We start from the raw sequence: 19,752 nt of genomic DNA, 5'->3' as shown, positions 1-19,752 counted from the left end.
CGGAGTTTGCATATCGATAGCGTCAATCGTTGGTTTCAATCGCGGCGGATCGTTGCGTAGAGTCGTTCCGGATTGCGCATTCCTTCTCTGTGGCCTTTCACTCTCGCATCCGACATCACGACATGATTCACCGCACACGCTTCTCGCCCTATTCTTCTTCGCGCCGCACCCGTGGCGCCGTCGCGCCACTTGTGCGCCTCGTCACCGCCGCCGCGCTGAGCCTGATGGTCATCGCACTGCCCGCCCATTCCGAGGGCAACGCAAGCGCCGCAAGCAGCGATAGCGCGATACCGTCGCTCAAAGGCAAGCGCATCGGCATCACCGCCATCGGCACGGACCACTACTGGGATCTGAAGGCCTACCAGGGCGCGATCGACGAGGTGAAACGGCTGGGCGGCACACCCATCGCGCTCGACGCCGGCCGCAACGACAACCGCCAGATTGCGCAGATTCAAACGCTGATCGCGCAAAAGCCCGACGCCATCATCGAGCAGTTGGGCACCGCTTCGGTGCTGGAGCCGTGGCTGCAGAAAATCCGCCAGGCCAACATACCGCTCTTCACGATCGACACCGCGTCGCCCTCCAGCCTCAACGACACCACCTCGGACAACTTCTTCATCGGCGAGCAACTCGCGCTGAAGCTCGTCAACGACATCCACGGCGAAGGCAACATCCTCGTGTTCAACGGCTTCTACGGCGTTCCGGTTTGCGCGATCCGCTACGACCAGTTGAAGGCGGTGCTCAAGTACTACCCGAAGGTCCACATCATCGAGCCCGAGTTGCGCGACGTAATTCCGAATACGGTACAGAGCGCGTATGCGCAGGTCGGCCAGTTGCTCACGAAATACCCCAAGGGACAGATTGCGGCGATCTGGGCCGCGTGGGACGTGCCGCAGGTGGGCGCCACGCAGGCCGTGGACGCGGCGCACCGCAGCGAGATCAAGACCTACGCGGTGGACGGCAGCCCCGACGTCGTTTCGCTCGTGAAAGACCCGAAATCGAGCGCGGCCGCCGTGGTCGCGCAACAGCCCGCACTGATCGGCAAGACCGCGGTGGACAACGTCGCGCGCTACCTTGCCGGCGATCGCAGCCTGCCGCCGTACACCTACGTGCCGTCCATTCTCGTCACGAAGGACAACGCCGCGCAGTTGCAGCAGGCGCTCGGCCAGATCGCCGCGAAATGAACGCTGCAAAAGGAGCACTGCGATGAACCCGCCGAAGGGCTCGCCGAACGGCACGCCCGCTCACGCGCCGGCCCTCGCGCTGCGCGGCATCGTCAAGCACTTCGACGGCGTACCGGCGCTGCGCGGCGCGTCGCTCGAGGCGGCTCCAGGCACCGTGCATGGCCTGATCGGCCAGAACGGCGCGGGCAAGTCGACGCTCATCAAGATTCTTGCGGGCATCCACACGGCAGACGCGGGGACCGTCACCGTGCACGGCGAGCAGCAGCCCGCGGGCGTTGCGCCCAGGGGCATCGCGTTCATTCACCAGGAGCGCCTGCTGCCGCCTACCTCGACCGTGGCCGAAGCGCTCGCGCTCGGCCACGAGCCCGCGTTCGGCCCGCGCGCCGCGGGCGTGCTGCGCATGCTCGATACGCGCCGGCTGAAACGGCAAGCACGCGAGGCACTGCATACGCACTTCGGCATCGACCTGCATCCCGACCGCCTGATCGGCGAACTCACCGTAGCCGAGCAACAGATCGTGCAGATCACGCGGGCACTCGCGGGCGAACCGCGGGTGCTCGTATTCGACGAACCCACCGCGGCACTCGTGGCACGCGAAGTGGATCGTCTTCTGCACACCATCGCCACGCTGCGCGCGCGTGGCCTCACCATCCTCTACGTGTCGCATTATCTGGACGAAATCGCGTCGATCTGCGATACGGTCAGCGTGCTGCGCGACGGCATCGACGTCGCCCACGTCGATGCGCGTACGACGCCCACGGAATCGCTCGTCGAGGCGATGATCGGCGCGCAGCAGATCGCACCGGCGGCAGTCTCGGCGCGTACGCCGGGCGACGTCGCGCTCGACGTGCGCGGGCTCGGCGCGCCCGGCCGTTTCGAAGACGTGTCGTTCGAGGTGCGGCGCGGGCAGATCGTCGGCGTGACGGGGTTGCTCGGCTCGGGCGGCAAAGCGGTGCTGCGCGCGCTATTCGGCCTCGAGCGCGGCACGACGGGCACCGTGAGCGTGGCGGGACGCACCGTGCGACTACGCCGCCCACCCGACGCGGTACGCAGCGGCATCGCGTTCGTGCCCGAAGACAGGCGCGCGCACGGCGTGGCGGGCTCGCTCTCCGTGCGCGAAAACACGACACTCGCCAGCCTCTCGCGCATCAGCCGCTTCGGGCTGCTCGCGAGACAGCGCGAAACGCAGCTCGTGCAACGACTCATCGCCGCGCTCGCCATCCGCACGCACAGCGCGGAAACGCCGGTACGGCAGCTATCCGGCGGCAACCAGCAGAAGGTGGCGCTGGCGCGCTGGCTCAGCCGCGAATCGACGGTCTATCTGCTCGACGAACCGACGGTCGGCGTCGACGTGGGCGCGAAGGCGGAAATCTACCGGCTGCTCGACGAACTCGTGCGCAACGGCGCCTGCGTCCTGCTGTTTTCGAGCGACCTGATCGAACTTGTGGGCGTGACCGATCGCATCCTCGTCATGAAGCGCGGCCGCATCGTGCAGGAACTCGTCTCGCACGAAACTGACACACAAACCGTTCTTGCGTGGGCAAGCGGTGCGCGCGAGACGACCCTGCAAGAACGGGAGGCGGCATGAACGTGCCGTCCTCCCCTACCCGTTCGCTGGCCGATGGGCACACGTTGCCCGGCATCGGCCCCGGACGGGCACATCGCATTCGTGCGAGGCTGCGCGACCCGCAGTTCTGGCTGCGCGGCAGCGCGCTGCTCGCGTTCGCCATCGTGGTTACGGCATTCGCGCTCACGTCGCCGCTGTTTCTCACGGTCGCCAATCTCGCCAACGTGTTGCAGCAGTCGGTGGTAATCGGGCTGCTCGGCTTCGGCCTCACGATCGTGTTGATTGCAGGCGGCCCGGACCCGATCCGCGGCGGGCTGGACCTTTCGGTCGCGGCCAACCTCGGATTGTGCGCGGCCGTCTTCGCCGTCACGCAGCGCGACGGGTATCCGGCCCTGCTGTCGGTCGCGTTGACGCTTGCCACAGGCGCGACGGTGGGCGCGTTGAACGCGGTCGCCGTCATCGCGCTACGCATCGTTCCGCTGCTCGCGACGCTGACCACGATGAACATCGCGGCGGGCTTCGAACTCGTGCTGACGCAGAACACGCCGGTCCAGGCGAACGGCACTTTGCTCGCGTATCTGCTGCGCGACGGGCCCTTCGGCGTGCCGCATCTCGCGTATGCACTGCTGCTCGCCTGCGCGGCATTCACGGTACTCGTTCACGAAACGCCCTTCGGCTTGCGCCTTGCGGCCGTGGGCGCCCATCGCGACGCCGCACGGGCGGCCGGCATCCACAGCGCGCGTTATGTCGCCGCCAGCTACGTGCTGTGCGGTATCGCTGCGGCGCTGGCCGCGCTCGCGTCGGCGGCGCTGTTGAGCGGCAGTTCGCCCGGCGCCGGCGACAATCTGCTCGCAGTCGTGGCGGCTGCCTTGCTCGGCGTGGTGTTCTCGCGCCGGCTCGTGCCCACCATTCCGGGCACGCTGTGCGCGGTGCTGTTCATCGGCGTGATCGTCAACGGGTTCCAGCTCGACAACCTCTCGAGCTATTACGTCAACGGTGTGGAAGGCGTCCTGATCCTGTTCGTCGTTGCGACGACGGCAATCGTGCGCCGCCGGCATGGCAGGAGCAGTGCATATGATTGAGCGCCTCTCGCTCGCGTCGCGCCTCGCCGGCCTGCGACGCTTCGCGCTCGTGGGGGCGCTCGTCGTCGTGATCGCTTTTTTTGCCGTGTTCGCACCGGGCTTTGCGCGTGCCGGCAACCTCGCGGACGTGCTGCTGAACAACTTCGCGCTGCTCGCCATCGCGGCGCTCGGCATGACGCTCGCCGTCTCGCTGGGCGCGGTCGATCTGTCGCTCGGCACATCGATCGACGTAGCCAGCCTCGTGTTCGTGCTGCTGTGTGCGCACCACGTCGATCTGTTTGCCGCGGCGCTCGGCGCCCTTGCCGCTGCGCTCGCGACGGGCGCGCTGAACGCGGTGCTGGTGGCGCGCATCGGCATCGCGCCGTTCCTCGCCACGCTCGGTACGTTGTTCATCGGGCAGACTGTTCAACAACTGGCAACGGACGGCGGACAGCCGGTCTATCTGCTCAACGTGGCCCTGCCGCCGCTCTTCGGTGCACTCGCGCACGGCAGCATCGAAGGCGTACCGGTGCCGCTGTGCATTGTCGTCGTGCTAGCACTCGCGTTGCATGTTGCGCTCGCGCATTCGGTGTTCGGCCGCCAGCTCGCAGCGCTCGGCGCGCAGCCTGGCGTGGCACGTCACGCGGGTCTGCCGGTGCCGGCTATCGTGAGCGCGGCGTTCGTTGCGAGCGCATTGCTCTATGGCGTGGTCGGACTGCTCCTGTCTTCGATGGTGAAGGCGTACGTGCCGCTCGCGGGCAATGGCTATCTGATGAATGCCATTGGCGCCACGTTCATCGGCACCACGCTTTCCACGACGCATCGTCCGAGCGTGGCGGGCACGTTGCTGGGCGTGTTGCTGCTGAGTCTCGTGGCGAACGGGCTGCTCCTGATCGGCTGGAATTTCTATTGGCAACAGGTGGCCACCGGCGCCGTGATTCTTGCCGTGCTGGCGATCAGCTTTGCGCAACGAGGCGCACGGTACGCATGACGTGCAGACGCGATGCGGCGCTGACTGCGCCTCTTGCGCCCGTCATGCATGCGCGTCGTCGCGCTTGCCCACACCGAACGTAAACGCCAGCGCGCCGACCAGCAAGGCGCCCTTGATGAAGTCCTGCATGTAGTACGGCGCATTGAGCATGGTGAGTCCGTTGAGCAGCACGCCGACGAACACGGCACCGATCACCGTGCCGAACACATTCGGCCGCTTCGCGGCGCCCACCGCATAACCCACGAGCGCGGCCGCGACGGCATCGAGCAGCAGCGAGTGCCCGGCGCTCACGTCGCCGCGCCCCACGCGGGCCGCAATCAGCACGCCGCCCAGCGCCGCGATGGCCCCCGATGCCACATAGGCCGCCACGCGATAGCGCGCGGTGGGCGCACCGGCGAGCCGCGCCGCGGTCTCGTTGCCGCCGATCGCGTAAAGCACGCGCCCCCAACGAGTCGTCTCCATCACCACGCAGGCGAGCACCGTCAACACCGCGAGCACGATCACGGGCAGCGGCACGACGTCGAGCACACGCAAGCGACCGAGCGCGAGAAACGCGGCCGGAAACACGCCGCTCGTTTCGGTGCCGTCCGGCAAGACCGTGCCGGTGGAAAGCGAACGTCCACCGGTCGGAATGAGTTGCAGCCCCGCGAGCAGAAACAGCGTGCCGAGCGTGGCGAGTTGATCCGGCACGCGCAGCCGCGTAATCAACAGCGCATTGAAAAGCCCCGCCGCCATACCGAGCGCAATACAGGCCGCCACGGCCCACCACGCGCTACCGTGCCAGACGACGAGCACGTAGCTCGCGGCCATCTGCGCCGACGCCGCGATGCTGCCCACCGACAGATCGAAGCCGCCCACGGCCAGCGTGATCGTGACGCCGATGCCGAGCAGCGCGGTAATCGAAATTGCCTGGAGAATGCTGAAGAGATTGTCGACGTTGAGAAACGCGGGTTGGGCCATCGCGAACACGACGACAAGCGCCGCGAGTGCGCACAGCATGCCGCTTTTTTCCAGCTGTCTGCGCCATGTCTGCATGCGCGACACGGGTGTGACGGCAGCGGACGGCGGGGTGGTCGGGACAGTGGCGGCCGGGTCGCCGGCGGGCAAAGGGGTCTTCATGGGCTCACAGAGCGTGGACAGGAACGGAGGGCTCGGCGTGCACGACAGGCGAGCCGCGATCGAAATGCACGATGCGGTCGGCCACCTGAAGCGCTTCATCGAGATCGCTGACGAACACGAGCGTCGCGCGCGACGATGCTTCGCTGCGCAGCAGGCGAACGATGTCGGCACGCGCGCCGGCATCGATGCCCTGGAACGGCTCGTCGAGCAGCAGCAGACGCGCGGGCTCGGCATGCCAGCGCGCCAGCGCAACCTTCTGCTGATTGCCGCCGGACAGACGCGAGGGACGGTCGCCCGCGCCACGACAGCGAATGCCGAAACGTTCGATTGCCTCTACTGCCGCCTGTCGCTCGCGCCACGTGCGGACGAAGCCGTTGCGAAACCAGCGCGACATGAACGGAAAGCCGATCGTGCCTGCGATCGTGGCGAACGGAACGCTGTCGGGAAAGAGCGTGGTGCGGCGACGATCTTCGCCGAGCATGAAAACGCCTGCGCGGATGGACTGTGCAGGCGAACGCGGCTGCCAGCGCAGGCCGTCGAGCGTGATCTCGCCGTCGCTCGCATGCGCTGCACCGAACAGCGTGCGCGCAAGGCGTGACTTGCCACTGCCCACCGGTCCGACGATGGCGACGATCTCCCCGCGTCGTACGTCGAGATCAAACGGCGCACTCGCGGGCGTGAGACGCAGACCGCGCAGGCTCAATACCGCGCGCGTGTCGGCGCTGTTGGGCGTCTCATGCGTTTCATGCAAGCGTTGCAGCGGCCGCCCGAGCATCGTTTCGAGCGCCGCGTGAAAATCGATGGGGCGTCGCGCGTCGCCTACGACGCGACCGTCGCGCAGCACCACGACGCGATCGGCGATACGCCGCAGGTCGCGTTCGCGATGCGAGACGAGCAGCGTCGCGACGCCCTCGTCGCGCAGCCGTGCGATGAGCTCGAACAGACGATCCGCTTCTCCCGCGGAAAGACTCGCGGTGGGCTCGTCGAGAATCAGCAACGCCGGATGCGTCGCCATCGCGCGCGCGATCGTCACCTGCTGCTGGGCCGCAAGCGGCAGTGTTCCGAGCGGCGCATCGAGATCGACGGCGAGCCCGATACGCGCGGCCCGGCGCGCTGCCTCGGCACGCCGGACGCGCGCGGGCACATACCAGGCGGACGAGCCGCCGCAAAGCCGGTCGAGCAGCAGATTGTCCGCGACCGGCAGGTTCGGCACGACCGCGTCCGCGATGGACTGATGCACGGTGGCGACACCGCGTCGCGCCGCATCCTGCGGCGACGACGGATCAAACGGTGCGCCGCGCAGCGCAAGCGTGCCGCGATCCGGCAGATAAACACCGCTGAGAATCTTGACGAGCGTCGACTTGCCCGCACCGTTCGCGCCCATCAAAGCGACGACTTCGCCGGCGCCGATAGAAAGATCGACGTGATCCAACGCGATGCTGGCGCCGAAGCGCTTGCCGATACCGACGACATGCAGAACGGGAAATGGCATCACGCGGCGCAAGGGCGAACAAAAGAGAACGTCGTGGCACTGCAGCTGCGTGCGCAGACTGCGGCGATATCCGCGCACCCTACCGCGCTTCGCGGCCGGCGGACAACGAACGAATGCTGATAAAGATGTGATGGGCGGCGCGGTGCAGGCGCCGTCAAGACGCTCGCTCGCGGCCGGGAAAAATGGAAAAAGCCCCCTGCCGGTCTATCGGCCATGAAGTGCCTCAAAGGTTGGATCGGGCGGCAACTTTTTGGGGGCAGTCATTTCCGCGGGCCAGGTTGTGTGCGCCCACCGCCACGAAAAACAGTTTGACAGACGCTCTTACGATATATATCTTAAGATACGTTTTACGACACTCCTAAGGAGCAACCTCATGCGTCATCATCCGTTTTCCCGGCACGGCGGCGCCCATCCGCTTCGTGACGGCTTTTCGCTTCATGCACTCTGGCACGCCATGGGCCGTCATCATCACCGCCGCGGCGGCATGTTCTGGGGCGAAGGATTCGGCGGCCCGGGCGGCTTCGGCGGCGAAGGCGACGGCTTCGGACGTGCACGAAAATTCACGTCGGAAGACCTCCAGCTGCTGCTGCTCGCCCTGCTCGCGGAACAGCCCAGCCACGGCTATGAACTCATCAAGGCACTCGATGCGCGCTCGAACGGCTTCTATAGCCCGAGCCCCGGCATGGTGTACCCGGCACTCACGTACCTGGAGGAAGTGGGTTACGTCACGGTGCAGGTGGAAGGCAACCGCAAACGCTACGAGCTGTCCGATGCCGGTCGCGTCTATCTGGCCGAGAACCGCGAACGTGCCGACCTGATGCTCGCGAAACTCACGCATATCGCTCGCAAGATGGACATCATGCGCCGCGCGTTCGCGGGCGAAGAAGCACCCGACACCACCGAAGGCGGCTGGGTACCTGAACTGGTGGAAGCGCGCCGCGCGCTCAAACATGCACTATTGCGCCGCTCCGACGCGACGCCCGACGAACAGCGCCGCATTGCCGCCATCCTCACCCGCGCCACGGCGGAAATCGAGCAAGGCGGTCAGCGCGGCGGCCAGCAGGGCGGAAATCCTGCCGACGACATCTGAACGCCAATGCACCCACTCCGGAGCGCTTCATGCAAGAGAATGCAAATCTCGACGTAGTACGTGTCCGCTATCCCCTGAAGTTCCGTTTAGTGCAGGTCGCGCGAGTGCATGCGGTCACGCCCTCGCTGGTACGCGTCACGCTGACGGGCGAGGACCTGCACGGTTTCGAGTCCGCCTCGTTCGACGACCACGTCAAGGTCTTCTTCCCGGCACCGGGCGAAACCCAACCCGCCGTACCCTCCGCTGGACCTGAAGGCATCGTCTGGCCCGAAGGCGTACCCCGGCCTGTTGCACGGGACTACACGCCGCGCCGCTTCGACCGCGCGGCTCGTGAACTCGACATCGAATTCGCGCTGCACGACGCGGGGCCGGCCTCGGCCTGGGCGGCGCAGGCGAAAGCCGGCCAATACCTCGGCATTGGCGGTCCGCGCGGGTCGATGGTGATTCCAACGGGTTTCGACTGGCACCTGCTCGTCGGCGACGAGACTGCGCTGCCCGCCGTCGCCCGCCGGCTGGAAGAACTGCCGCAAGGCGCTCGCGCGGCAGTTGTGCTGGAAGTAGCTAATCCGTCCGCACGCATCGAGTTTCGTACGGCCGCCAACGTCTACACAGTCTGGCGTTACCGCGACGAGGCATGGCGCGGTGATGCATGCGGGCTGGTGGAAGCCGTGCGCGAAACTTATCTGCCGCCCGGCACCGGCTTCGTGTGGGCGGCGGGCGAGTCGTCGGCCATTCGCGCCGTGCGCGAATATCTATGCAACGAGCGCGGCATCGACAAGAAGCGCATTCGGGCGTCGAGCTACTGGCGCCGCGGCGCGCCAGCCGTACACGAGTCGATCAACGACTGAGGGTTCAGCGGCGCCCCCTATGTATTGAATGGCCTGAGCCATGCGCGCAGATGAACGCACGGCGCCAGGCCACGACACGCAGTAAAGTTCAGGCGCGACGGCGTGCCCGCACGGCCTCGGCGAGTTCCTGCAGCACCGGCTCCGTCTGGCTCCAGCCGAGGCATGCGTCGGTAATCGACACGCCGCGCTTGAGCGGCACGCCGGGCTTGAGGTCCTGGCGCCCTTCTTCCAGGTGGCTCTCGATCATCACGCCCACAATGCGACGCTCGCCCGGAGAGAGTTGCAGCGCCAGATCGTGAGCCACGTCGCGCTGACGCAGGTGGGACTTGTTCGAGTTGGCATGCGAACAATCCACCATGACCTGCTCGGGCAGTCCTGCCGCGCGCAGCACGGTGCAGGCTTCGGCAATCGATGCGCTGTCGTAGTTCGGCCCCTTCTTGCCGCCGCGCAGAATCACGTGCGTGTCTTCGTTGCCGCGCGTTTCGAAGATCGCGGCCATGCCCATCTTCGTCATGCCCATGAACGCGTGGCTCGCGCGCGCCGCGACGATCGCGTCCGCGGCGATCTGCACGCCGCCGTCCGTGCCGTTCTTGAAGCCGATCGGGCAGCTCAGGCCGGACGCCAGTTGCCGGTGACTCTGGCTTTCCGTCGTGCGCGCGCCAATGGCGCCCCATGCGACGAGGTCCGCGATGTATTGCGGGCTCAACAGATCGAGAAACTCCGTGCCCGTGGGCAGGCCCAGCGCGTCGATGTCGAGCAGCAGCCGGCGCGCGGCACGCAGGCCTTCGTTGATACGGAAGCTGCCGTCCAGCCGCGGGTCGTTGATGTAGCCCTTCCATCCCACCGTGGTGCGCGGCTTCTCGAAGTACACACGCATCACGATCAGCAGTTCGTCGCGCAGTGCGTCGGCGCTGCGCTTCAGCGCGTGCGCGTACTCCATGGCCTGATCGTGGTCGTGAATGGAGCACGGCCCCACCACGGCGATGAGACGATCGTCGCGCCCCTTCAGCACGTTCGCAATGGCCGCGCGGCTGGCTTCCACGAGCGTCTGCGTCGCCTCCGGCACCGGCAGTTCGTCGAGCAGCAGCGCCGGCGAAATGAGCGGACGCACCGCGCCGATGCGCACGTCGTCGATGCGGGTGGTGTCCTGGGTGGCGTCGGCCACGCCGGCTTCCTGATCGTGCTGCGGGTTGTCGATGCGCGTCACGGCATGCTCCTGCGGATACGAAGAATGGTGGAAAGCCCCGGATTATCTCACCTCGCGCGCCCCAAAGCGCCTCGCCGCGGCAACGCACGCAATGCGTGCGAAAACCGCTGCGACCACGCGTCCCACCCCTTCCGGCAATTCAAGGGCCGGAGCACGCGGGCGCACCTTGCCGGGCAACCCGGTATGCAGAGACGCAAACGCAGAAACACGCCGCATGGAAAATACTCACGCGATCACGCTTCAGCAACGTCGCGTTGCTGCCGATATCAAAGCCATACAACAACCATGGATATGCGCGACGTCCGCCTTGGAACACCTGTTTCAGTGCCATGCCGCAATCCGCTTTCTGGGAGCCAGCATGTTTGTCGCCATTGGATGGGTGGTCGTGATTGCGTCCGTCATCGGCAGTTTCGTGGGCGTGGGAGGGCATCTGCCCGCGCTCGTGCAACCGTTCGAATTCCTCTGCATCTTCGGTGCCGCCGTGGGTGCGTTCGTGGTCAGCAATCCTGTCTCCACGCTTCGCAAAACCTTGAAGAGCCTGCCCGCGTGTTTCAAGGGCCCCGGCTACTCGAAGGAAAAATATCTCGAACTCATTGCGCTGCTGTACGAGCTGCTTCAGAAGGCGCGCAAGGACGGCATGATGGCGCTCGAAGCGGACGTCAATGCGCCCGAGGAAAGCGCGATTTTCCAGAAGTACTCGCACGTGCTTGAAGACCATCATCTGCTCGACTTCATCGTGGACTATCTGCGCATGATGTCCACGGGCAACGTGAACGTGCTCGAAGTGCAGGACTTGATGGACGAGGAACTTGCCACGCATCACGCCGAGTCGTCGGTTGCGGCGCAGGCCATCCAGAAGATGGCCGACGGCCTGCCCGCGTTCGGCATCGTGGCCGCGGTGATGGGCGTCGTGCACACCATGGGGTCCGTGGGTGCGCCGCCGGCGGTACTGGGCGAGATGATTGCCGGCGCGCTCGTGGGCACCTTCCTCGGCATCCTGCTTTCGTACGGCTTCATCGGTCCGGTTGCGGACCTGCTCGGTGCGCGCGGACGCGCCGAAGCGAAACCGTTTCAGTGCGTGAAGGCCGTCCTGCTCGCGTCGTTGAGCGGCTATGCCCCCGCGATTGCCGTGGAGTTCGGCCGCAAAGTCCTCTTCACCGCAGACCGCCCGAGCTTCCAGGAACTCGAAGACGCCGTGCGTGCGACGAAGTCGCCCAAAGCGGCCTGACCTGCGCGGAGTCACGCATGGCGACGAAACCTTCCGGCGGCAACAAGACCTCGCAGCGCGAAGAGCTGGCGGCCATCATCGTGCGCCGCGGGCGGCGCCACGAAGAACACGCGCATCATGGCGGGGCATGGAAGATCGCCTATGCCGACTTCGTGACGGCGATGATGGCGTTCTTCCTGCTGATGTGGCTGCTCGGCTCCACGTCGAAGTACGAAAAGCAGGGTATTGAGGATTACTTCAATACGCCGCTCTCGGTCATGCTGGGCACGAGCGACGGCTCCGGCGCCTCGCGTCCCAATGTCGTGCAAGGCGGCGGCCGCGACCTCGCGAACACGAAGCCCGGCGACGGTGCACAACAGCAGCCGCAACCCGCTGCAGCCCGTGCGGCATCGGTTGCGATGCCCACGCAGGCCGATGCGGAAAAACTCAAACAACTGAAGGCGAAGCTGTCCGCATTGATCGAGCAAAGCCCTGCGTTGCGCGCGTTCAAGGACCAGATCCGCATCTCCATTACGAACGAAGGATTGCGCATCGAGATCGTCGATTCGCAGAACCGGCCCATGTTCGCCTCGGGCAGCGCGAAACCGGAAAGCTACGCGACCACGATCCTCATGCAGATCGGTTCCGCGCTCAACGACGTGGAGAACCGCATCTCGATTGCGGGCCACACCGATGCCGTGCCCTACAGCGGCGGCACGGCCGGCTATTCGAACTGGGATCTGTCGTCGGATCGCGCGAATGCGGCACGCCGCGCGCTCGTGGCCGGCGGCATGCGCGAGGACAAGTTGCTGCAGGTGCGCGGCCTCGCGGACGTGCTGCCGCTCGATCGCAACGTGGCCGACGAACCCACCAACCGTCGCATCAGCATTCTCGTGCTCAACCACGCGGCGGAGCAGGCCTTCTTCAGCGACGGCGGACGCACGACCGTCAGCGGCGGGCAACCGTTGAGCCTGCACGGCGCGAGCGCCCCGGCAGTCAGTACCGCCGCGGTCGCGCCGGCAACGACTCAATAAGTCTCCAGATGCAGGCGGCCTTCGCGGACAGGCGCGGCCATAGCGTGACCCACGCGAGGCCGTGCTGTCCCGCGATGTCTTGCAGCGTTTGCAGGACGCCTTGCTCCATGCCCTTCAGACCGCACACGTAGAGGTAAGTGTTGGCATCCCTGAGCAGTTGCGCGACGTCGGCGGCGGGCTCGTGAAAACGCAGGCTTTCGTTGTGCTCAAGCCCGGCATCGCACCGCTCGATGCGCTCGTCGACGAATTGAAGGCGTTCGTGAAGGAACGGCTCGCGCCTCACAAATATCCGCGCGACATCCCATTCGTGGACGACCTGCCGAAGACCGCAACGGGTAAGATTCAACGGTTCAAACTGCGCGAACTGCTTTGAGGTGCGTGTTCATGTCCGTTATGTCCGATCCCACGAGCGTCCTGCCCGGCGTCGCAGATCACGCGTTCGCGGCATTGCCGGCTACCCGCTCGCACGGCCCGCTGCGTATCGAATACCGTTGGCTCAATGCGGAGCGGCGCGATGCGCCGCTCGCCGTCTTTCTGCACGAGGGACTCGGCTCGGTCGCGATGTGGAAGCAGTGGCCGCAAATGCTCTGCGATGCACTGGGTTTTCGCGGGCTGGTCTACTCGCGGCCCGGTTACGGCAAGTCCACGCCGCGTCCCGCGGAAGTCAAATGGCCCGTCGAATTCATGCACCAACAGGCGCGCGAGATTCTGCCGGAATTGCTCGACACCCTCGGCGTCGGTGCCGCGCAGCGCGAACGCATGTGGCTCGTGGGTCATAGCGATGGAGGCTCCATCGCGCTGCTTTACGCTTCGGCTTTCCCGCAGGCGCTTGCCGGTGCGATCGTTATCGCGCCGCATGTGATCGTGGAGCCGGTTTCCGTCGAAAGCATCGCGAAAGCGAAGACCGAATACGACGAAGGCAACCTGCGCGACAAGCTCGCGCGTTATCACGACGACGTGGACTCGGCCTTCTTCGGCTGGAACGATATCTGGCTCGACCCCGCGTTTCGCGCATGGAACATCACGGCGGCGCTGCCGCGCATTCGCTGCCGCCTGCTCGCCGTGCAAGGCCACGACGACGAATACGGCACCATGGAACAGATCGATGCGATCCAGCGTAGCGTCGCGCACGCACGCCTCGTGAAGCTGTCCGACTGCGGACACTCGCCCCATCGCGACGCGCCTGCTGCGTTGAATGCCGCGATCGCGGACTTCGTGCGGCACGAGCACTGACAGGAACGCGCCATGCACCCCACTACGATCATCGAAACGCCGCGTCTCGTTCTACGCCCGCATACCGTCGACGACTTCGAAGACAGCCTTGCGATGTGGTCCGACCCGCAGGTGACGCGCTATATCGGCGGCAAACCGTTCAGCCGCGAAGAAGTCTGGGCACGGCTGCTGCGTTACGTGGGGCATTGGGCGCTGCTCGGCTTCGGCTATTGGGCCGTGCGCGAGAAGGCCACCGGAAGGTTCGTGGGCGAGGCAGGCTTTGCGGACTTTCAGCGCGAGATCGACCCGCCATTCGACGGCACGCCCGAGATCGGTTGGGCACTTGCGGCATGGGCACACGGGCAAGGTTATGCGACTGAAACCGTACGCGCCGCGCTCGCATGGGCCGACGAAAAATGGCCCAACGCACAGACCGTCTGCATGATCAGCCCTGCCAATACGGCATCGATTCGCGTGGCGAGCAAGTGCGGTTATCGCGAAAGCGGCAGCGTACTTTATAAGGAGCGGCCGGTCACCGTGTACCGGCGCGCGTCCGGAGCAACCTAGAACAGCGCGGCCTCAGCGCTGCCTTCACACTCCTTCTTCCAGCACGAGCAGGTTGTCGTGTGAAAAACCCAGCGCCACAGGTTGTCCGCGTTCGGGCAACCGGCGCCCTGGGTCGTTGAACACGTCGAGCGAGAGCACGGCCTCGTTCACGCGCGCGCGAATCCGCACGACAGAGCCGAGAAAGTTCACGTCTTCCACCGTGGCTGCCAGCGTATTGCGGCCCGGCGCAGGCGCTTCGAGCACGATGGCCTCGGGACGCAACGCGAGCAGCCGCTTCTTGCCCGCATCGTCCGAGGCGAGCGCGCGCGTCGTGATGAGTTCCTGGCCGTCCACCGCCATGCGGCCCGTCGCGGGATCCACCACGTGCCCTGTGAGGATGTTGAGCGTGCCCACGAACGAGGCCACGAAGCGCGTGCGCGGAAAGTTGTAGATCTGCGCAGGCGACCCCACCTGTTCGATGCGCCCTTCGTTCATCACGACGATGCGGTCGGAGATGGAGAGCGCCTCCTCCTGGTCGTGCGTGACGAAGATCGACGTAATGCCCAATTCGCGCTGCAACGTGCGAATGTCTTCGCGCAATGAGATGCGGATTTTCGCGTCCAGTGCCGAAAGCGGTTCGTCGAGCAGCAGCACTTCGGGCTTGCCGGCCAGCGCGCGGGCCAGCGCCACGCGCTGCTGCTGACCGCCCGAAAGTTGCCACGGGTAGCGCGCGGTGAGTGCGGGCAGCTTGATGAGCTGAAGCATCTCGTCCACGCGGCGGCGAATTTCATCGCCCGACTTGCCCGCCACACGCAACCCGAAGCCGATGTTCTCGGCCACGGTCATGTTCGGAAAAAGCGCGTACGACTGGAACACCATGCCCACGTTGCGCTGGCGCGTGCGCACGTGCGTCACGTCGCGACCGCCGATGCGAATCGTGCCGCGCGTGGGCGTCTCGAAGCCCGCGATCATGCGCAGCACCGTCGTCTTGCCGCAGCCCGACGGCCCGAGGAACGTGACGAACTCGCCGCGTTCGATCTGCATGTCGAACTGATGCAGCGCCGTGTTGGTGCCGAAGGTCTTGTGCAGGTTTTCGATTTCGAGAAATGCCATGACTCGTTGCCTTGCTGGATCGGTTGCGTTGCGGCGTCAATGGCCGGGTGCGCTTGCGGCGCGCGCCGAGCCGAACACCTGGATCAGGCCCATGGACGCCCACGTCACGACGAACGCGATGATGGCGAGCGCCGACGGTTCATACGCACGGTTCGCGCCGATCAACTGCAGATACGGACCGAACGCGGGCCGGTCGAGCAGGCTCGCAATCGTGAACTCGCCCATCACCACGGCGAACGTGAGGAACGCGCCGGAGAGAATGCCCGAGCGGATGTTGGGCAGGATCACGCGAAAGAGAATGGTGGGCCAGCCCGCGCCCAGGCACTCGGCGGCTTCGGTGAGCGACCGTACGTCCACGGCGCGCAGGCCGGTATCCACTGCGCGATACATGTAGGGCAGCGCAAGCGTCACGTAACCGCATACAAGCAGCAGGTCGGTGGCGCGTTCGTTGCCCGTGAGCGGCAAGATCGAACTGCTGTTGTAGATGCGCAGATAGCCGAACACGATCACGATGGCCGGCACCACGAGCGGCAACAGCGTGATGAACTCCACGACGGGCCGCAGCTTCGGCAGACGCAGCCGCACCCAGTACGCCGTCGGCACCACCAGCAGAATGCCCACCACGATGGTGAGCAGCGCCATCAGAATGGAATAGCCGAACGAGGCCTGAAAACGCGGATCGGCCAGCACCACGCGATACGCGTCGAGGCTATAGGTATCGCGCCGCATCCGCAGGCTGAATTCGAAGGTTGCGATGAGCGGCACGAGAAAGTACACGGCGCCGACGATCATCGCCGTCCATGCGCCTACGCGCGATTGCGTCTTCATCGGCGCCCCCTTTCTGCGCGTGAACGCAACCAGATATAGCCGCCGTTCGAAAGACCGGTGACGAGAATCATGCCGAGCGCGAGTGCATACCCGAGGTTCTGGTTATGCAGCACGTCCCCGCGAATCTGCGCATAGAGCAGGATGGTCACGATGTTGAGCGAGCTGCCTGTGAGCGCGTAAGCCGTGGCCACGGCACCAAACGAATTCGCGAAGAGCAGCAGCGTGGCGCCGAGCACGCTGGGCCACAGCACGGGCAGCGCGACGTAACGCCAGTACTGCCAGGCGGTGCCGCCCAGCGAATCGCAGGCCTCGCGCCATTCGCGTTTCAGGCCGTCGAGCGCGGGCGTGACGATCAGCACCATCAGCGGAATCTGGAAATACAGGTACGTGAGCGTGAGCCCCCAGAAACTCAGGATGCTGAAGCCCGTGGCGTACAGATTGATGCCCACGTATTTCTTGAGCAGAAACGTGACGAGACCCACGCGGCCCAGCGTGCAGATGAACGCGAACGCGAGCGGCACGCCGGCGAAGTTCGACGCGACGCCGGAAAACGTCATGAGCGTAGGCCGAATCCAGCGCGGCAGCTTGCCGTGCACCGCGGCCCACGCGAGCAGCGAGCCGAGCACGGCCCCGCCCGCGGCCGACGCCGCGCTGACCTTGAAGCTGATCCAGTAGGCGTCGAGCACGCCTTCCTGAAACAGCTGCCTGAAATTGTCGAGCGTGAAATGGCCCTGCGCGTCCTGGAACGCACCGACCATGAGAAACGCGGTCGGCAGAATCAGAAACAGCACGGCAAAGACGAAAAACGGCACTACGCCGATCCAGCCCAGCAGCCCCGAGGCCTGTGCCGGACCGACCTGCGGCGCCGGCGCAGGCACGCCCGGAACGACGAGTTCCGGCGACCCCGGGCCGAGATCCTGTGAAGCAGCCATCAATGTTCCCCGAGAAGGCGGCCCCGCGTGTGCGGCGCCGCCTGGTCGCAACGTCGGTTACTCCGGTTACTTCACGTTGGCGCCGACAGCCGCGTCCCACTGCTTCGTGATCGTGTCCTTGTACGCGTCCTGTTCGGCGAGCGTCGGGAACACCGCAGCCTTATAGGCGGCAGCCGGCGGCAGCTTGTCGAGCAGCGCCTGCGGTACCTTCTTCGCCGCCACCAGTTCGTTGTAGCGGATGGGGTGGCAGTAACCCGTGAGCCAGCCGATCTGGCCTTCGTCGGAGTACAGGTACTCCATCCACAGCTTCGCGGCGTTCGGGTGCGGCGCGTAGGCGCTGATGGCCTGCACGTAGACGCCGGCCACGACGCCCGTCTTCGGCACCACGACGTGCACCTTCGGATTGCCCTTGAGCGTGTCGCGGTCAGCCAGCGCGTTGTAGTCCCAGCGCACGATGATGGGCGTAGTGCCCTGCGCGAGCGAGGCCGCCTTGCCGATCACCGGCACGAAGTTGCCGCTCTTGTTCAGGTCGGCGAAGAATTTGAGGCCGGCCTTGTCGGCGGCGGCCACGTTGCCCTTCGTCTGCGAGAGGCCCGCCGCGAACACGGCCTGAATGGCCTGGTTCGCCGTACGCGGATCGCCCGCGAGCGAAACGGCATTGCGATAGTCGGGCTTGAGCAGATCGCTCCAGTCGGCCGGCACCTTGTCGATCATGTCGCCGTTCACTTCGAACGAGAGGACGCCGTAATAGTCGCCGTACCAGTAGCCTTCGGCGTCCTTCGCCGAATCGGGAATCGACTTCCACGTGGACACCTTGTACGGCTGCAGGAGGCCCGCGGCCTTCGCCGTAGGACCGAAGGAGAGGCCCACGTCGATCACGTCCGGCGCCTGCGGTCCCTTGTTGCCCTTGTTGGCCTTGATGGCTTCGACCTCGTCGCCCGAGCCGGCATCCGGGTTCAGCTCGTTGATCTTGATGCCGTACTTCGCCTGGAAGGCGCTGATCATGGCGCCGTAGCCGCACCAGTCATGGGGCAAGGCGATCACCGTCAGTTGCCCTTCCTGTTTCGCTGCGGCGACGAGCGCGTCGGGCGGCGCAGCCCATACCTGCGTCATGCCCGTGGCCGCAACCAGTGCGGCGGCCGCTACAGCCGACATCGAAACAAAACGGCTTGACCTCGTGCGGTTCATGGTGTTTCCCATCCTCTGCCGAAATTGCTGCGTTATGAAAAATTGCAGAAAGACCGCAGGCGGCTCCCCTCGCCGCGTCTGCGCGTCTCCGCCCGCCTGGTGTTCTGTCAGGACGTTGCGGGCGGCGCGCCCGATGGTAGCGGCGGAATGCGTCAAATTCGTGTCACGCAGGGACAAATGCGCGATGCACAGAGGTCGTGCTCACAGCACGGTGCCCGGTGTGAGCGAAGGCTAATTTCAAATGCACAAATATGCAAGTCCACAAAAAAATACAACGAAAAAACGCGGCTCGTACAGGTAAGCTACGCGTGCTGCGGCCCGCTGTTCGCCGCCCCACTTCAAGACAGAGTACCCACCCAATGTGGCAGGAAGACCGTCATCAGAGAATTCGCACGCTGCTCTCCACGCTGCACCGCGTTTCGACGGAACGCATCATGGCGGAGCTGGGCGTTTCGCGCGAAACCGTGCGGCGCGATCTGCTCGACCTCGAAGCCATGGGCGAGCTGCGCCGCGTGCATGGCGGCGCAGTGCGCCCCGCTGACGAAGCGCCCATCGACGAGCGCGCCCATACGCGCGTGAAAGCGAAGAGCGCCGTGGTGAAGGCGGCGACGGGCATCGTAGCGAGCGGGCAGACGCTCTTCGTGGATGCGGGCACCACGACGTCGCTGCTCGCCGAGCAATTGGCGAAGCTCGCCAACCTGACGGTGGTCACCAACTCGATCGACGTGGCGCTCAAGATGCGCGGCGCAAGCGGCGAGGCCGAAGCACCCAATGAAGTGATTTTGCTGGGCGGGTCCATCAGCAATCGTGCCGCTGCCACCATGGGGGCCGCCACCGTGCTCGATATTCACCGCTTTCGCGCAGACCTCGCCCTGCTCTCGCCCGTGGGCATCGACGCGCGGCACGGCGCGACCAACTACGATCAGGGCGAAGCGGACGTGGCCCGTGCCATGGTGGCCAATGCGGACCGCGTGGTCGTGCTCGCCGACTACAGCAAGATCGGCCAGCGCAGCCGCATTACGTGGTGCCCGCTCGAAAGAATCGACCTGCTCATCACGAACGCAAAAGCCGCGGAGGCAGCGGGCTTTGCGTCGTTGAAGCGAAAGTTGAGGCGCGTGCTGCTGGCCTAGTGT

The 19,752-nt window shown here is 65.6% G+C and carries 18 protein-coding genes and 2 pseudogenes; 12 read left to right on the top strand and 8 right to left on the bottom strand.

Translation table 11 applies throughout. The annotated features are described in order from the left end of the window. The first annotated feature begins 191 nt into the window (after window positions 1–191). From U0042_RS07885 to U0042_RS07870, 4 genes are read left to right on the top strand one after another with little or no spacing between them, the layout of a single operon-like run. Window positions 192–1,184, top strand: coding sequence for a sugar ABC transporter substrate-binding protein (locus U0042_RS07885; protein ID WP_198665284.1), 993 nt, complete (start codon window positions 192–194; stop codon window positions 1,182–1,184). Between the two features lie 22 nt (window positions 1,185–1,206). Then, a complete protein-coding gene (locus U0042_RS07880; protein WP_114810469.1) occupies window positions 1,207–2,772 on the top strand; it encodes a sugar ABC transporter ATP-binding protein in 1,566 nt (521 codons plus the stop codon). Continuing rightward, a complete protein-coding gene (locus U0042_RS07875; RefSeq protein WP_114810468.1) occupies window positions 2,769–3,833 on the top strand; it encodes an ABC transporter permease in 1,065 nt (354 codons plus the stop codon). Before U0042_RS07880 ends, U0042_RS07875 begins: the two co-directional genes overlap by 4 nt. Then, complete coding sequence (locus tag U0042_RS07870) at window positions 3,826–4,803, top strand: ABC transporter permease (protein WP_114810467.1); 978 nt, start codon at window positions 3,826–3,828, stop codon at window positions 4,801–4,803. Before U0042_RS07875 ends, U0042_RS07870 begins: the two co-directional genes overlap by 8 nt. Before the next feature lie 42 nt (window positions 4,804–4,845). Here U0042_RS07870 and U0042_RS07865 read toward each other — a convergent pair whose 3' ends face one another. After that, window positions 4,846–5,838 (bottom strand): ABC transporter permease, encoded by a 993-nt coding sequence (locus U0042_RS07865; protein ID WP_114810693.1) that lies wholly within the window; start codon window positions 5,836–5,838, stop codon window positions 4,846–4,848. A gap of 88 nt (window positions 5,839–5,926) precedes the next feature. Then, complete coding sequence (locus U0042_RS07860) at window positions 5,927–7,414, bottom strand: sugar ABC transporter ATP-binding protein (protein WP_114810692.1); 1,488 nt, start codon at window positions 7,412–7,414, stop codon at window positions 5,927–5,929. Between the two features lie 373 nt (window positions 7,415–7,787). Between U0042_RS07860 and U0042_RS07855 the strand changes: the two genes are divergently transcribed. Both U0042_RS07855 and U0042_RS07850 read left to right on the top strand, forming a co-directional pair. Then, window positions 7,788–8,504 carry a PadR family transcriptional regulator gene (locus tag U0042_RS07855; protein WP_114810466.1) on the top strand — a complete coding sequence of 239 codons (717 nt, stop codon included), beginning with the start codon at window positions 7,788–7,790 and terminating at the stop codon, window positions 8,502–8,504. 29 nt (window positions 8,505–8,533) lie between these two features. Then, complete coding sequence (locus U0042_RS07850; protein ID WP_114810465.1) at window positions 8,534–9,352, top strand: siderophore-interacting protein; 819 nt, start codon at window positions 8,534–8,536, stop codon at window positions 9,350–9,352. An 88-nt stretch (window positions 9,353–9,440) separates the two neighbouring features. Here the strand turns inward: U0042_RS07850 and U0042_RS07845 are convergent, their stop codons facing one another. Further along, window positions 9,441–10,559 carry a 3-deoxy-7-phosphoheptulonate synthase gene (locus U0042_RS07845; protein WP_114810464.1) on the bottom strand — a complete coding sequence of 373 codons (1,119 nt, stop codon included), beginning with the start codon at window positions 10,557–10,559 and terminating at the stop codon, window positions 9,441–9,443. 358 nt (window positions 10,560–10,917) lie between these two features. On the opposite strand from U0042_RS07845, the gene motA reads away from it, so the two are divergent. Both motA and motB read left to right on the top strand, forming a co-directional pair. Then, window positions 10,918–11,787, top strand: a complete 870-nt coding sequence (motA, locus tag U0042_RS07840; protein ID WP_114810691.1) for a flagellar motor stator protein MotA — start codon at window positions 10,918–10,920, stop codon at window positions 11,785–11,787. A 17-nt stretch (window positions 11,788–11,804) separates the two neighbouring features. Then, window positions 11,805–12,800 carry a flagellar motor protein MotB gene (gene motB / locus U0042_RS07835; RefSeq protein WP_114810463.1) on the top strand — a complete coding sequence of 332 codons (996 nt, stop codon included), beginning with the start codon at window positions 11,805–11,807 and terminating at the stop codon, window positions 12,798–12,800. On the opposite strand, the pseudogene U0042_RS07830 reads toward motB, so the two are convergent. After that, window positions 12,794–12,981, bottom strand: a pseudogene (locus U0042_RS07830) (benzoyl-CoA oxygenase); the annotation flags it as partial. The gene motB and the pseudogene U0042_RS07830 sit on opposite strands and share 7 nt — an antisense overlap. On the opposite strand from U0042_RS07830, the pseudogene U0042_RS07825 reads away from it, so the two are divergent. From U0042_RS07825 to U0042_RS07815, 3 genes and pseudogenes are all read left to right on the top strand, one after another. After that, a pseudogene (locus U0042_RS07825) lies at window positions 12,973–13,173 on the top strand (AMP-binding enzyme); the annotation flags it as partial. The pseudogenes U0042_RS07830 and U0042_RS07825 overlap by 9 nt on opposite strands. Before the next feature lie 20 nt (window positions 13,174–13,193). Beyond that, a complete protein-coding gene (locus U0042_RS07820; protein ID WP_419150521.1) occupies window positions 13,194–14,033 on the top strand; it encodes an alpha/beta fold hydrolase in 840 nt (279 codons plus the stop codon). Window positions 14,034–14,045: 12 nt separating this feature from the next. Further along, window positions 14,046–14,579: a GNAT family N-acetyltransferase gene (locus tag U0042_RS07815; protein ID WP_114810461.1), complete on the top strand. Its 534-nt coding sequence runs from the start codon at window positions 14,046–14,048 to the stop codon at window positions 14,577–14,579. 24 nt (window positions 14,580–14,603) lie between these two features. On the opposite strand, the gene U0042_RS07810 is transcribed toward U0042_RS07815, so the two are convergent. The 4 genes from U0042_RS07810 to U0042_RS07795 all read right to left on the bottom strand — a co-directional run bounded on the left by U0042_RS07810 (window position 14,604) and on the right by U0042_RS07795 (window position 18,619). Continuing rightward, the gene (locus U0042_RS07810; protein WP_114810460.1) at window positions 14,604–15,671 is read right to left on the bottom strand and encodes an ABC transporter ATP-binding protein; all 1,068 of its coding nucleotides are present in this window, start codon (window positions 15,669–15,671) and stop codon (window positions 14,604–14,606) included. 36 nt (window positions 15,672–15,707) lie between these two features. Continuing rightward, window positions 15,708–16,499, bottom strand: coding sequence for an ABC transporter permease (locus U0042_RS07805; protein ID WP_114810459.1), 792 nt, complete (start codon window positions 16,497–16,499; stop codon window positions 15,708–15,710). Continuing rightward, window positions 16,496–17,431 carry an ABC transporter permease gene (locus U0042_RS07800; RefSeq protein ID WP_114810458.1) on the bottom strand — a complete coding sequence of 312 codons (936 nt, stop codon included), beginning with the start codon at window positions 17,429–17,431 and terminating at the stop codon, window positions 16,496–16,498. The genes U0042_RS07805 and U0042_RS07800 overlap by 4 nt, the downstream gene beginning before the upstream one ends. A gap of 66 nt (window positions 17,432–17,497) precedes the next feature. Further along, window positions 17,498–18,619, bottom strand: coding sequence for an ABC transporter substrate-binding protein (locus tag U0042_RS07795; protein WP_114810457.1), 1,122 nt, complete (start codon window positions 18,617–18,619; stop codon window positions 17,498–17,500). Between the two features lie 359 nt (window positions 18,620–18,978). Between U0042_RS07795 and U0042_RS07790 the strand changes: the two genes are divergently transcribed. Continuing rightward, window positions 18,979–19,749: a DeoR/GlpR family DNA-binding transcription regulator gene (locus U0042_RS07790; protein WP_114810456.1), complete on the top strand. Its 771-nt coding sequence runs from the start codon at window positions 18,979–18,981 to the stop codon at window positions 19,747–19,749. Window positions 19,750–19,752: the final 3 nt, after the last annotated feature.

Source organism: Paraburkholderia kururiensis, from assembly GCF_034424375.1.
Taxonomy (GTDB): domain Bacteria; phylum Pseudomonadota; class Gammaproteobacteria; order Burkholderiales; family Burkholderiaceae; genus Paraburkholderia; species Paraburkholderia kururiensis_A.
This window is presented reverse-complemented; position numbering and strand designations above follow the sequence as displayed.